Here is a 12,694-nt window from a genome sequence, read left to right as displayed (position 1 = left end):
TCCGCCTCATGTCGGGATGAGGTGCCCTGCCTACCGTGGGTGCATGGGTGAGCGCATCGTCATGGTCGATTCGGGGACGGGGCTGGGTCTCACCGAGGGGCAGCTCGACGCGCGGTCGGCCGCCGCGTCGGTGCGACTGCGGCGCCGCGGGGTGCGGGCGGGCGACTCGGTGCTCGTCTGCCTGCCTGTCGGGCCCGACCTGTTGGTGGCGACCGACGCGGTGATCGCCGCCGGCGCGGTCGTCTGGCCGGTGCCGCCCGAGCTGGACGCGCCGGCCCTGCGCAGGCGCATCCTGGCCAGCCACGCGCGTGTGATGATCTCGGACCTGCCGCATGCCGTGGACGCCGCCGACGGGTCGCGCGTGCGGATGGTGATGAGCGTGGCCGACCTGGGCGGCGGCGAGGCCGTCGGCAAACGGGTGGATGCGGGGTGAGTGGCCGCGCGGGGCGCTGCGAGGTGAGTGGCCGCGCGAGTGGTGCGGCGGGAGTGCCGCGGGGTGATCGGCCGTGCGGGTGGATGCGGGTGGGCGACCGTAGGCTCGGGGTATGCCGCTCGCGTCCAGCTTTCCCGTCATGCTCCGTACCGACGACGGCGTGCGGATCGACGCCGCGCACACCCCGCCCGTCGACGCCGGTTCCGGGCCGGGCGGCGGGACGGGGATCGTGGTGGCGCACGGGTTCACGGGATCGTGGCGGGAGCGGGCGGCGCGGCGGATCGTGCACGTGCTGAGCCGCTACGGCGGGGTGGTGGCGTTCGACTTCCGGGGGCACGGCCGGTCGGGTGGCGAGTCCACCGTGGGCGACCTGGAGATCCTCGACGTGGCGGCGGCCGTCAGGCACGCGCGGATCGTCGGCTACTCCAGGATCGCGGTGGTCGGCTTCTCGATGGGCGCGGCGGTGGCCGTCCGGCACGCGGCCCTGCACCGTGGTGTCGACGCGGTGGTGGCGGTGAGCGGCCCGGCCCGCTGGTACTACCGGGGCACCAAGCCGATGCGTCAGGTGCACTGGGCCATCGAGCAGCCGATGGGGCGGCTGGCGGCCCGGATGGCCAAGCGCACGAGGATCGCGCGCGGCCGGTGGGACCCGATCCCGATGCCGCCGCACGAGGCCGCCGGGCTGGTCTCGCCGGCGCCGCTGCTCGTCGTGCACGGCGACCGCGACGCCTTCTTCCCGCTGGAGCACGCGCACCAGCTCTACGCGGGCGCCCGCGAGCCCAGGGAGCTGTGGGTCGAGCCTGGGTACGGTCACGCGGAGACCGCGGCCACTCCCGACCTCATCCATCGCATCGGAAAGTGGATCACAACGAACCTTTCCTGAGTGAAATGCGTCTACCTAGGGCGGATGGAAGAAATCCGCCGGGAGAAGTCCTTGGGGAAGGCGGCCGTCGCAGGCGGCTGTCGTAGGACATACTTCTCGTAGCGGGATGGTCGCTCACCGTGCCCACGTGTGTGGGCCGGTGGGATGGCACCTAGCGTTGCGGGGGCGCGCTGGGTGCCATCCGCGGCGAACGGGCTCCGGCGGCGCCGCCGGAGCCCTGCCGAGACGCTCAGCCCAGCCGGGCGATGGTCTTGTACTCCAGGTAGCCGTTGAGCCCCTCGGGGCCGAGCTCGCGCCCGATGCCGCTCGCCTTGTAGCCGCCGAACGGCGCGTTGGACTCCAGCATGAAGCAGTTCACCCCGTAGGTGCCGGTGCGCACCTGCCGGGCCACCTCCATGCCGTGGTCGGCGTCGGCCGTCCAGACGGTGCCGGCCAGGCCGTAGTCACTGTCGTTGGCGATGCGGATCGCGTCGGCCTCGTCCTCGTACGGGATGACGGCGAGCACCGGGCCGAAGATCTCCTCACGGGCGATGCGCATGTCGTTGCCGACGCCGGCGAAGACCGTCGGGGCGACGTACCAGCCCCGCTCGTACGGCCGGTCGAGCCCGCCCACGACGACCTTTGCGCCTTCCTCCATGCCGATCCTGATGTAGCCCTCGACGCGTTCCCGCTGCCGCTGGGCGACCAGCGGGCCGATGCCGGTGGCGGGGTCGGCCGGGTCGCCGACGGGCTGGGAGGTGACCATGCCGGCGACGGCCTCCACCACCTCGTCGTAGCGGTTGCTGGAGGCGAGGATGCGGGTCTGCGCGACGCAGGCCTGCCCGTTGTTCATGAGGGAGGCGAGCGCCAGCATGCCCATGCTGGAGGCCAGGTCGGCGTCGTCCAGGATGATGGCCGCCGACTTGCCGCCGAGCTCCAGGCTGACCCGCTTGAGCTGCTCGCCGCAGATGGCGGCGATGCGCCGGCCGGCGGCGGTCGAGCCGGTGAAGGCCACCTTGTCCACGCCGGGGTGGGACACCAGGTGTTCGCCGGCCTCGCGGCCGGCCGGCACGATGTTGAGCACGCCGGCCGGGAGGCCGGCCTCCTGCGTCATCTCGGCCAGCAGGTACGCGTCGAGCGGCGTCTCGGGGGCGGGCTTGAGCACGATCGCGCAGCCCGCCAGCAGCGCCGGAGCGATCTTGGTCATCGCGACGAACTGGGGGACGTTCCACGGCACGATGGCGGCCACGACGCCGACCGGCTCGCGCCGCACGGTCGTCGGCCCGAACAGGCCGGGCCGCTGTTCCTCCTGCTGGAACGTCCTGCCCAGCTCGGCGTAGTACTGCAGCATGCCGAGGGGCTGCGGGGCCTGGGCGAGTTGGGAGAAGGTGATGGGGGAGCCCATCTCCTCGGTGATGAGCGCGGCCATCTCCTCCTGCCGGGCCGCGTAGATCTCGGCCAGCCGGCCGATGACCGCCGCGCGTTCGGCGAACGTCATCCGCGGCCACGGGCCGCGGTCGAACGCCTCGCGCGCCGCGGCGACGGCCCGGTCCATGTCGGCGGCGGTGCCGTCGGGCACCCGGCCCACGACCTGCTCGGTGTGCGGGGAGATGACGTCGATGGTTCCGGTGCCGGCCGGGGCCACCCATTCGCCCCCGATGTACAGCGTGTCGTGCTGGCGCATGTCGTGAGCCTCCTGGTTGACCGAATGCTTGCTTGCTCAGGGACAGTCCCAAGGCGACCGAATCATGTTCTGTGCACCCGCGCAAGAGGGGTGCGGGGCGCGCCGCACCCCTCCGGCGAGGACCCATCCTTGAGCGGGGTCTTATGTACGGAGAAATGTTGATAGTGGGCGCCAATACCTACCGGTTGCCCTGTTCAGGTGACAGGTATCAAGATCATCTTCTATAGTTTCGGACCGTCTATGAGGGGAGGGTGGGCGTGAAAACGGGTCGTTTTGCCCTTTTTGTCGTCCTCCTTGCTGGACTGTTCCTGCTCCCTTCCCCGCCTGTCGCCTCCGCCGACCCCAGTCCCGCCCAGCTCCGCAAGCTCACCCGGGACGCCGCCCGGCTCAACGAGCTCTACCGCGGCCAGATCCAGAGCCTGGAGGAGCTTCGCATCCAGGCCAAACGTGCCCTGGACAACTCCGACGGGCTGCAGAGGCGCCTCGACGCCGCCAGGGCGGAGGCGCGCGCCATCGCGCAGACCGCCTACATGGCCGGCCCGATCGACGGCCTGGCGCTCTTCTCCCTCAAGATCGAGCCGCACGCGATGCTGGGCCAGGTGGCGAACCTCGGCCACATGGCCGAGGAGCGCATCCACAAGGTCAAGCGCGTCGAGAAGATGATCGCGGACGCCAGGAAGGCCAAGCTCGCCGCCAACGACAAGATCAAGAAGATGGAGCAGGAGGTCAGGGCCCTGCAGGGCAAGCGCCGGGAGATGGAGCGACTGCTCGCCAAGTACGGCTTCCAGCAGCCCGGCGGAGCCGAGGGCCTCACCCAGCGCATGATCTCGGTCCGCGCCGCCGTCATGCAGAACTTCCCCATGCCGCACGGCGTCGGCTGCCTGCGCCGCGGGGACCCCGGCGAGCACGGCAAGGGCCGGGCCTGCGACTTCATGATCTCCAGCGGTGGCACGGTGGCCGGCGGCTCCGACGCCGCGCGGGGCGACGCCCTGGCGGCGTGGCTGATCCAGAACGGGTCACGGCTGGGCGTGATGTACATCATCTGGAAGCAGCGCTACTACGACATCCGCTCGGGCGGCGGCTGGGACCCCATGTCGGACCGCGGAGGCCCCACCGCCAACCACTACGACCACGTCCACGTGTCGGTGTTCTGACCCGGGCGTGCGCGGCGCCATCAGGTGAGGCCGCCACCCGTGGTGGGAGCGCTCAGCGGGCGGCCAGGAAGTCCCTGAACCAGTGGTAGGACGCCTTCGGGGTGCGCCGCTGGGTGGCGAAGTCCACGTGGACGAGGCCGAAGCGCTGGTGGTAGCCCTCGGCCCACTCGAAGTTGTCGAGCAGCGACCAGACGAAGTAGCCGCGCACGTCCACGCCTTCGGCGCGGGCCTCCTCCACGGCGGCGATGTGGTCGCGCAGGAACGCGATCCGCTCCTGGTCGTCCACCCCTTCGGGGGTGAGCTCGTCCGGCTGGGAGCAGCCGTTCTCGGTGACGTAGACCGGCGGGAGGGCCGCGCCGTAGCGGGCGCGCAGGCCGGTGAGCAGCTCGCGCAGGCCGTCGGGGACGACCGGCCAGCCGAAGGCGGTGGTGGGGTGGCCGGTGATGCCGACGTCGGCGAACGGCAGGCCCGGCTCGGCCGGCGCGGCGATGCGCGTCGGGTTGTAGTAGTTGACGCCCAGGCCGTCCAGCGGGGCGGTGATCACGGCCAGGTCGCCGTCGCGGACGCCCAGCGCGCCGTCCGGATCGCCGATGCCGTACGCCGACAGGTCGGGATAGCGGCCGAGGAGCACCGGGTCGGCGAAGAGCCTGTTGTGCAGGACGTCGTAGGCGTCGGCGGCGGCCACGTCCTGCGGAGAGTCGGAGGCGGGCCGGACGGGCGTGCAGTTGTTGGTGAGCAGCACCTCCCCGGCGCCGGCCGCCCGCAGCGCCCGGACGGCCAGCCCGTGGCCGAGGAGCTGGTGGTGGGCCACCGGCAGCGCGTCGAGCAGCAGCGCCTGACCCGGCGCGTGAACGCCCATGCCGTAGCCGAAGGCCATGTGAATGAACGGCTCGTTCAACGTGATCCACATCCGCACCCGGTCGGCCAGGCGTTCGGCGACGATCGCCGCGTAGTCGGCGAACCAGCCGGCGACGTCGCGGTTCAGCCAGCCGCCGCGGTCCTGCAGCGCCTGCGGCAGGTCCCAGTGGAACAGGGTCGGCACCGGCGTGATCCCGGCGGCCAGCAGCCCGTCCACCAGCCGGTCGTAGAAGTCGAGCCCCCTGGCGTTCGGCGCGCCGGTGCCCTCGGGCAGGACGCGCGGCCAGGAGATCGAGAACCGGTAGGCCCCGGCGCCCAGCCCGGCCAGGAGCGCCACGTCCTCGCGCCACCGGTGGTAGTGGTCGCACGCCACGTCACCGGTGTGACCGTCGCGGACGCGACCGGGCTCGTGCGTGAAGGTGTCCCAGACGGACGGCCCTCGGCCGTCCTCGTCGGCGGCGCCCTCGATCTGGTACGCGGCCGTGGCCGTGCCCCACAGGAACATCCCGTCTCCCCAGTAAGCTATGAGTGAAGCTCATGTTATCTGACGGGACGGGAACGGCCTTTACCGATCGGTAATGCGCCAGGATGGTGTCATGACGAGTACCTTGCGGCGCCGCCCGGCGCAACGCCGCAGCGTCGAACGAGTCGAGCGCATGCTCGACGAGTGCGCCCGGCTTCTCGACGAGGTCGGCTACGAGGGCCTGACCACCAAGGAGGTCGCGCGCCGGGCGGAGGTGCCGATCGGCACGTTCTACCAGTTCTTCCCCGACAAGCAGGGGCTGGTGCGCGCCCTGGCGCTGCGCAACCTCGACGCGTTCCTGCAGCGGGTGACCCAGCGGATCGCCGCCGCCGACCCGGGCCACTGGACCGACCTCGTCGAGCTGGCCGTGGACGAGTTCGTCGCGATGAAGCGCAGCGTCCCAGGATTCGCGGTGGTCGACTTCGGTGAGGTGCTCACCACCCCGGGCGGGCCCGCCCTGCAGGGCACCAACCGGATGCTCGACACCGCCCTGGAGAACAACGCGGTCGTGGCCGACCGGCTGCGGGCGCTCACGCTCGACCTGCTGGACGCGCCTGCGGGCCCGGGGCTGGACCGGGCACTCCTCGTCGCGGTGGAGGCCACCGACGCCGTGCTGAAGCTCGCCTTCCGCATGGACCCCGAGGGCGACCAGGCGATGATCGCCGAGTGCAAGCTGCTGGTCCGCCGCTACCTCGCCGACCACCTGCCGTGACCCGCCCGCGGTTGTGCCCCGCGACCGGCCGTGACCCGCGACCGGCCGTGACCCGCGACCGGCCGTGACCCGTGCGCGGCCGTGACCCGCGACCTGCTGTGGCGCGACCCGGTGTGATCCGTGTCCCCGCCTGATCAGCAGGCCGCGTCCAGCCGCGCGCGCAGCTCGTCGTCCAGCTTGACCTCCGTCGCCGCGATGGCCTCGTCGAGCTGCTCCAGGCCGGACACGCCGACGATCGGGACGTGCCCGTCGGCCAGGATCCAGGCCAGCACCACCTGGTTGGCCGTCACCCCCAGCTCCGCGGCCACCTCCCGCAGCACGGCCAGCCGCCGCGTCGTCCCCGGATGGTCGTAGTACTCCGGCATCGGCCGATCGGCGCGCGTGTAACGGCCCGCCATCAGCGTGTTGTACGCCCACAGCGTCACGTCCGGCTCGCTGCGCACGTAGTCGAGCATCTCGTCCGAGGCGATCACGTGCCCCGACTCGTCGAGCCGGGTGAACGGGCGCGGACGCAGGTAGCTGTGCCGGAGCTGGACGTGGGTGTAGGGCGCCCAGCCGTGCGCGGCGGAGACGCTCCGGGCGCGCTCCAGCCGCCAGGTCGGCACGTTGCTGGCGCCCACGCTCCTGACCTTGCCGTCCCGGACGAGCGCGTCGAAGGCGCCCAGCGTCTCCTCCAGGGGTACGGACCGGTCCTCGATGTGCGCCCAGTACACGTCGACGCGGTCGGTGCGCAGCCGCCGCAGGCTGTCCTCGGCGGCCCGGGCGACGGCCGCGCCGGACAGCCCCTCCGCCGAGTCCAGCGTCCGATCGCCGGGGACCGTGGGCCGGGCGCCCATCTTCGTGCCGAGGACGATCGCGTCGCGGTTGCCCCGCGCGGCCATCCAGGCGCCGACGGTGAGCTCGCTCTCGTCGCCCGAGCAGCCGTCCACCCAGAACGGGTAGTTGTTGGCGGTGTCCAGCATCGTGCCGCCGGCCTCGTGGAAGCGGTCCAGGATCGCGAACGAGTCCCGCTCGCTGACGCTCGTGCCGAAGGGAATGGTGCCGAGTGCGATGTTCATGGTCGATCACTCTGGCGGCTGGAGTGGGCTCCAGGTCAAGGGCTTGACCTGGAGCCCACTCCAGGTGGGATGCTCGGACGCGTGAGCGTGTACACACCTGCCGAGGTGGTCGAGGAGACCGGGTTCACCCTCGACACCCTGCGCTACTACGAGAAGATCGGCTTGCTGGAGCCCGTCGAGCGCAACGCGGCGGGCCAGCGCAGGTTCAGCGACAGCGACCTGAGCTGGCTGGGGCTGATCCGCTGCCTGCGCGACACCGGCATGCCGATCGCCGAGATGCTCCGCTTCGCCGAGCTGGTGCGCGCGGGCGACCACACGATCCCTGACCGGATCAGGCTGCTGGAGGAGCACGACCGCCGTGTCCAGGGCCAGATCGCGAACCTCACCGAACGACAGCGCTACATCCACCACAAGATCTCCTACTACCGCAGCGTCAGGTAGCCCCGCCTTGGCGGTCCGGCTGCTAATCAGGACGCATGGCCGGGCCCGGGGCGAGACGGATGGACCTCCCGCTGCGCCGCGTCTGCGTGACGTGCGCGGTGCTGCTGTTCGTGCTGCTGGCCCACGTCACGCACCTGCAGGCGTTCGGCGCGCGGGACCTGGCGGCCGACCGCCGTGACGAGCGCGCCCTGCTCGCCAGGTACGCCCATCCGCGCGGCGACATCCTCACCTACGACGGCCGGATCCTCGCCACCAGCGCCGCGACGGGCACGGGCCCCTACCGGCACCGCCGCGTCTACCCCGGCGCGAAGATGTACGCGCCCGTGACCGGGCACTTCTCGCTCCACCGGGCCACCGGCATCGAGCGGGCCGAGCAGGCCGTGCTGTCGGGCGCCGATCCGAAGGTGAGGATGCGGGCGCTGGTCAAGGACGGCCCGCACGAGGGCGCCGACGTGCGGCTCACCCTCAGGCACCGCGTCCAGCAGGCCGCCTACCAGGAGCTCGCCCGCGCCGGCCGGCCCGGAGCCGCGGTGGCGATCGACCCGGCGACGGGCGCGATCCTCGCCCTGGCCAGCTACCCGTCGTACGACCCGGCCGGTCACGCCGCGCAGGACGCCGCCGCCGTGCTGGCGGCCGACCTGCTGCTGCGCCGCGATCCGGCGCGGCCCCTGCTCAACCGGGCCCTGCACGGCACCTACCCGCCGGGCCCGGCGTTCGAGGTGGTCACCGCCGCGGCCGCGCTCGCCTCCGGCGAGTACACGATCGCCTCGCTGATCTCGGCTCCCGACGGGCAGGTGACGCCACCGCCGGACCACCCGGCCGGGACCCCGCCCGGATCGGATGAGCGGCGCTGCGGGAACGGCACTCCCACGCTGGCGCACGCCTTCCGGCGGTCCTGCGGCGGCGCGTTCGCCGCCCTCGGGCGCCAGCTCGGTCAGGACCTGCTGCGCGACCAGGCTGAGGCGTTCGGGTTCAACGCCGGGGACCTGGCCGTGCCGCTGCGCGTGGCGGCCAGCACCTTCCCGGCCGGGCCCGACCGGCCCGGCGCCGTCGTGCAGGCCGGGCCGCAGGACCGGGCCACCCCCCTGATGATCGCCATGCTCTCGGCGGCCGTGGCCAACGGAGGCGTGGCGATGCGGCCGTACCTGGTGCAGGAGGTGCGCCTCCCGGACGGGTCGATCATCAACCGCGCCGATCCCAGGCCCTACCGGACCGCCGTGCCGCCAGAGCTGGCCGGGCAGCTCACCGTCCTCATGGCCACCGCCACCCGCCCCGGCCTCGCCCTGGAGGGGGTGGAGGTGGCCGCCAAGTCGAGCCCGGCCGTCGTCACCGCCTTCGCTCCGGCCACGGCGCCGGAGGTGGCGGTCGGAGTGGTCCTCGAACCGGGTCCCGCCCGTGCCGCCCCCGTCGCCCGCGCCATCCTGCGGGCCGCCCTGTCCTGACCCGGCGGCCGACGACCTGGTGGGGGGACGGCCTGGTGCGGGACGGCCGAGCGCGGGGCGGTCGGGCGCGGGACGGTCAAGCGCGGGACGGTCGGTGCGAGGCGGCCGAGCGCGGGACGGCCGAGTGCGGGACGGCCGAGCGCGGGGCGGTCGGGTCCGGGTCAGCGGTAGGCGGAGGACTGGAGGGTGTAGAGCTCGGCGTAGAGCCCGTCGAGGGACATCAGGGTGGCGTGGTCGCCCTCCTCGATGATCTTGCCGTGGTCGAGGACGTAGATGCGGTCGGCGTAGCGGACGCTGGCCAGCCGGTGGGTGATGAGCAGCACCGTGCGCCCGTCGGAGTGACCGCGGATGCGCTCGAAGAGGGCGTGCTCGGCCCGTGCGTCGAGGGCGGCCGTGGGCTCGTCGCAGATGAGCAGGTCGGCGTCGCGGTGGAAGCCGCGCGCCACGGCGATGCGCTGCCACTGGCCGCCCGACAGCTCGTGGCCGTCCTTGAAGCGGCGGTCGAGCAGGGTGCGGTAGCCGTGCGGCAGCTCGGCGATCACCTCGTGGGCGCCCGCGACGGAGGCGGCCGCGTGCAGGGCGGGCTCGCCCTTGCCGGTGCCCATCGTGATGTTGTATCGGGCGGTGAGCGGCCAGCGGGTGTGGTCCTGGGCGATGACGGCGATGCGCGCGCGGACCCCCTCGGGGGCGACCTCGCGCAGGTCGACGTCGTCCCACAGCACGGTGCCGGTGTCGGTCTCGTAGAGGCCGGCCAGGATCTTGGCCAGGGTGGTCTTGCCCGAGCCGTTCTCGCCGACGAAGGCGATCACCTCGCCCCGCTTGATCTCCATGGACACGCCGCGCAGTGCGGGCGTGTCGGCGCCGGGGTAGGTGAAGGCGGCGTCGACCACACTGATCCGCTCGAAGCGCTCGGGCGGTGCGGCGGTGCGCGGGGCGGCCAGGCGGCGCTCGGCGTCGGCGCAGAACTCCAGGAAGTCGGTGAAGTAGAGGCCGTCCTCGTACAGGCGGTTGGTGGAGTGCAGCAGGTTGGCCAGCGACGACTGGCCGGACCGGATGGCGAGGACGGCGGTGCCCGCGACGGCGAGCGGGATCGCGCCGATGGCGAGCAGGATGCCGAGCGCCACGTAGACGAGGGCGCTGCCGACCCCGCCCAGCGCCTCGCCGACGAGACGGGTGATCGTCTGGCGCCTGGCCAGCCGGAGCATGACGTCCTGCTCGGCCCGCGCCACCGCGTCGTACATGCGCAGCAGGAAGGCGCGCATGGTGAACGCGCGGACCTCAGCCGCGGGATCGCGGTCGGCCAGCAGGTCGGCGATGATCCACTTGCGGCGCACGGCCGGGATGAGGGCGGTCAGCGTGCCGTAGCGCATCCGCGCGCTGCGCACGGCCGCCCAGGCGTCGGGCAGCACGGCGAGCAGCAGCAGCGGCAGCAGGGCGGGATGGAGCACGCCGAGCACCCCGGCCACGGCGGCGATGCCGACGAGGGCGGTCACCACGTCGACGGCGGAGCTGACCACGGAGTCGGCCATGGCGACGCCGCGCATCCTGGCCCGCTGGAGCGAGTCGTGGAACTCGGGGTCGTCGTAGGCGACCAGATCGACCCGGCTGGTCAGGCCGTAGAGGCGTTCCTCGGTCCGGCGGGTGATCTGCGGCTCCAGGCGGGACTGCGCCCACCCGGCCCCGGCACGTACGGCGGTGCCCAGTGCCGCCGCCGCGGCGACCAGCGCGAGACCGGGCAGGGCGGCCCGCACCCGCTCGGGGGTCGGCCCGTCCTGGAACAGCGCTGTCAGCACCTCTGTGGTGGCCAGCAGCCCGAACGCCGTGAAGACGCCGCCCAGGAGGTTGAGCAGGACGGTCGCCGAGGTGTCGCGGGGGCTGGCCCGCCACGCCAGGGTCATGGCCTGGCGCACCAGGGAGGGCAGCCGCCGGGCGATGGCCAGGAAGCCCGCCTCGCTCATGGTGTCCAGGTGGGCGTGCCAGTCGGACAGGGAGATCTCACCGAGTTCGAGGGGCTCGTCGGACATGCTGAGGAGTGTGCCCGCGGGGGCCGGTGTTTCCTCCTGCTGAATCGGGTGGGTCTGAGTTGCGGAGCTGTTATCCACGTATGCCTTGACGGTGAGGAGTGACAGGTGGGTTGATGGCCGTACTGACAACGTTGTCAAAATCACCACTTCGGGGGTTTCACGAAGGGATGGTGTGCGATGCGGCTGAAGGTACGATCCCGCTGGACGGCCGTCGCGGCGGCCGTGATGGCGGGCGCGTTGAGCCTGTCGGCCTGTGGCGGCGGTGGCGATCAGGCGACGCAGCCCGCCCAGGGCGGCGGCGACGCGAAGAAGCAGGTCGAGGTGTTCTCCTGGTGGACGGGACCGGGAGAGGCGGACGGCCTGCAGGCGATGCGGAAGATCTTCGAGGAGCGGAACCCGTCCTACACGTTCTTCGACGCCGCGGTGGCCGGCGGCTCCGGTGACAAGGCCAAGGCGTTGTTGCAGTCGAAGCTGCAGGCCGACACCCCTCCCGACACCTTCCAGGGGCACGCGGGGGCGGAGCTGCAGGGCTACATCAAGGCGGGCGACCTGGAGGACCTCAACTCCCTCTACGACGAGCTGAAGCTCAGGGACGTCTTCCCGGCCCAGCTCGTCGAGCAGATCAGCGTCGAGGGCAAGATCTACTCGGTGCCGGTGAACATCCACCGGTCCAACGTCCTGTGGTTCAACCCCGGGGTGTTGAAGGAGGCCGGGGTCGCGGGCGCGCCGAAGACGCTGGAGGAGTTCGTCGTGGCGCTGGAGAAGGTCAAGGCCAAGGGCAAGGTCCCGCTGTCCGTCGGCTCGGAGTGGACCGTCACCCACCTGATGGAGAGCGTCCTGCTCGGCTCGCTCGGCACCGACGCCTACAACGCGCTGTTCAAGCCGGGCGCCGACTGGAACAGCCCGCAGGTGACCAAGGCGCTGGAGCAGTTCAAGACGATCCTGTCGTACGCGGGCGACCCGCAGGACGACTGGCAGCCGGCGGCCAAGCAGGTCGCCGACGGCGAGGCCGCCTTCAACGTCATGGGCGACTGGGCGTACGGCTACTTCCACAACCCGCCGGAGGGCGGCCTGGGCAAGCAGTCGAAGACCGACTTCGACTGGGCGCCCGCGCCCGGCACCGAGGGCACCTACCTGTGGCTGTCCGACAGCTTCACCCTGCCCAAGGGCGCCAAGAACCGTGAGGGGGCGCTCGCCTGGCTCAAGGTGGCGGCGAGCAAGGAGGGTCAGGACGCCTTCAACCCGAAGAAGGGCTCCATCCCGGCCCGCAAGGACGCCGACCGGTCGCTCTACACCGACTACCTGGGCGACGCGCTGGAGGACTGGTCGGGCGACAAGCTCGCAGGGTCCGTCCAGCATGGCGTGGCCGTGAACCAGCCGTGGCTGGCCGCGATCAACGAGGCCGTGGGCCTGTTCATCGGCACGAAGGACGTGCCCGCGCTGCAGAAGGCGCTGGCCGACGCCGCGCAGGCCAACGCCCAGTGACCCGGGGCGTGGCGGGCG

Annotated in this window: 11 protein-coding genes; 7 read left to right on the top strand and 4 right to left on the bottom strand. The window is 72.3% G+C overall.

The features are described from left to right. The first annotated feature begins 43 nt into the window (after nucleotides 1-43). Together ACGF0J_RS22945 and ACGF0J_RS22940 are read left to right on the top strand one after the other, a co-directional pair. Nucleotides 44-433 (top strand): AMP-binding protein, encoded by a 390-nt coding sequence (locus ACGF0J_RS22945; protein ID WP_393148948.1) that lies wholly within the window; start codon nucleotides 44-46, stop codon nucleotides 431-433. Nucleotides 434-572: 139 nt separating this feature from the next. Beyond that, nucleotides 573-1,316 carry an alpha/beta hydrolase gene (locus ACGF0J_RS22940; protein WP_393148946.1) on the top strand — a complete coding sequence of 248 codons (744 nt, stop codon included), beginning with the start codon at nucleotides 573-575 and terminating at the stop codon, nucleotides 1,314-1,316. 229 nt (nucleotides 1,317-1,545) lie between these two features. Here ACGF0J_RS22940 and ACGF0J_RS22935 read toward each other — a convergent pair whose 3' ends face one another. Beyond that, nucleotides 1,546-2,979 (bottom strand): aldehyde dehydrogenase, encoded by a 1,434-nt coding sequence (locus ACGF0J_RS22935; protein WP_393148944.1) that lies wholly within the window; start codon nucleotides 2,977-2,979, stop codon nucleotides 1,546-1,548. Nucleotides 2,980-3,236: 257 nt separating this feature from the next. Between ACGF0J_RS22935 and ACGF0J_RS22930 the strand changes: the two genes are divergently transcribed. Then, nucleotides 3,237-4,133: a coiled-coil domain-containing protein gene (locus tag ACGF0J_RS22930; protein ID WP_393148942.1), complete on the top strand. Its 897-nt coding sequence runs from the start codon at nucleotides 3,237-3,239 to the stop codon at nucleotides 4,131-4,133. Between the two features lie 52 nt (nucleotides 4,134-4,185). On the opposite strand, the gene ACGF0J_RS22925 is transcribed toward ACGF0J_RS22930, so the two are convergent. After that, a complete protein-coding gene (locus tag ACGF0J_RS22925) occupies nucleotides 4,186-5,496 on the bottom strand; it encodes a GH1 family beta-glucosidase (protein ID WP_393148940.1) in 1,311 nt (436 codons plus the stop codon). Nucleotides 5,497-5,587: 91 nt separating this feature from the next. Between ACGF0J_RS22925 and ACGF0J_RS22920 the strand changes: the two genes are divergently transcribed. Then, entirely contained in the window at nucleotides 5,588-6,226 is a 639-nt protein-coding gene (locus ACGF0J_RS22920) for a TetR family transcriptional regulator (protein ID WP_393148938.1), read from the top strand. A 134-nt stretch (nucleotides 6,227-6,360) separates the two neighbouring features. Here ACGF0J_RS22920 and ACGF0J_RS22915 read toward each other — a convergent pair whose 3' ends face one another. Next, nucleotides 6,361-7,284, bottom strand: coding sequence for an aldo/keto reductase (locus ACGF0J_RS22915; RefSeq protein ID WP_393148937.1), 924 nt, complete (start codon nucleotides 7,282-7,284; stop codon nucleotides 6,361-6,363). A gap of 81 nt (nucleotides 7,285-7,365) precedes the next feature. Here ACGF0J_RS22915 and ACGF0J_RS22910 point away from each other — a divergent pair, with 81 nt between their 5' ends. Together ACGF0J_RS22910 and ACGF0J_RS22905 are read left to right on the top strand one after the other, a co-directional pair. Beyond that, a complete protein-coding gene (locus ACGF0J_RS22910) occupies nucleotides 7,366-7,725 on the top strand; it encodes a MerR family transcriptional regulator (RefSeq protein WP_393148935.1) in 360 nt (119 codons plus the stop codon). Nucleotides 7,726-7,784: 59 nt separating this feature from the next. Continuing rightward, entirely contained in the window at nucleotides 7,785-9,167 is a 1,383-nt protein-coding gene (locus tag ACGF0J_RS22905; RefSeq protein WP_393148933.1) for a penicillin-binding transpeptidase domain-containing protein, read from the top strand. A 161-nt stretch (nucleotides 9,168-9,328) separates the two neighbouring features. Here the strand turns inward: ACGF0J_RS22905 and ACGF0J_RS22900 are convergent, their stop codons facing one another. Then, nucleotides 9,329-11,191 carry an ABC transporter ATP-binding protein gene (locus tag ACGF0J_RS22900; RefSeq protein WP_393148931.1) on the bottom strand — a complete coding sequence of 621 codons (1,863 nt, stop codon included), beginning with the start codon at nucleotides 11,189-11,191 and terminating at the stop codon, nucleotides 9,329-9,331. Nucleotides 11,192-11,368: 177 nt separating this feature from the next. On the opposite strand from ACGF0J_RS22900, the gene ACGF0J_RS22895 reads away from it, so the two are divergent. Beyond that, nucleotides 11,369-12,676: an ABC transporter substrate-binding protein gene (locus ACGF0J_RS22895; RefSeq protein ID WP_393148929.1), complete on the top strand. Its 1,308-nt coding sequence runs from the start codon at nucleotides 11,369-11,371 to the stop codon at nucleotides 12,674-12,676. The last annotated feature ends 18 nt before the right edge of the window (nucleotides 12,677-12,694 follow it).

The sequence above is a fragment of the Nonomuraea sp. NPDC047897 genome, from assembly GCF_043204415.1.
Lineage (GTDB): Bacteria > Actinomycetota > Actinomycetes > Streptosporangiales > Streptosporangiaceae > Nonomuraea.
Note: the sequence above shows the minus strand (reverse complement) of the source record. Positions and strands in the feature narration are given on the sequence as shown.

Excerpts from the sequence above, each read along its gene's own strand:
- ACGF0J_RS22920 (WP_393148938.1), top strand. The coding sequence starts at position 5,588 with ATGACGAGTACCTTGCGGCGCCGCCCGGCGCAACGCCGCAGCGTCGAA.
- ACGF0J_RS22915 (WP_393148937.1), bottom strand. The coding sequence starts at position 7,284 with ATGAACATCGCACTCGGCACCATTCCCTTCGGCACGAGCGTCAGCGAG.
- ACGF0J_RS22895 (WP_393148929.1), top strand. The coding sequence starts at position 11,369 with ATGCGGCTGAAGGTACGATCCCGCTGGACGGCCGTCGCGGCGGCCGTG.
- ACGF0J_RS22945 (WP_393148948.1), top strand. The coding sequence starts at position 44 with ATGGGTGAGCGCATCGTCATGGTCGATTCGGGGACGGGGCTGGGTCTC.
- ACGF0J_RS22935 (WP_393148944.1), bottom strand. The coding sequence starts at position 2,979 with ATGCGCCAGCACGACACGCTGTACATCGGGGGCGAATGGGTGGCCCCG.
- ACGF0J_RS22940 (WP_393148946.1), top strand. The coding sequence starts at position 573 with ATGCTCCGTACCGACGACGGCGTGCGGATCGACGCCGCGCACACCCCG.
- ACGF0J_RS22900 (WP_393148931.1), bottom strand. The coding sequence starts at position 11,191 with ATGTCCGACGAGCCCCTCGAACTCGGTGAGATCTCCCTGTCCGACTGG.
- ACGF0J_RS22925 (WP_393148940.1), bottom strand. The coding sequence starts at position 5,496 with ATGTTCCTGTGGGGCACGGCCACGGCCGCGTACCAGATCGAGGGCGCC.
- ACGF0J_RS22905 (WP_393148933.1), top strand. The coding sequence starts at position 7,785 with ATGGACCTCCCGCTGCGCCGCGTCTGCGTGACGTGCGCGGTGCTGCTG.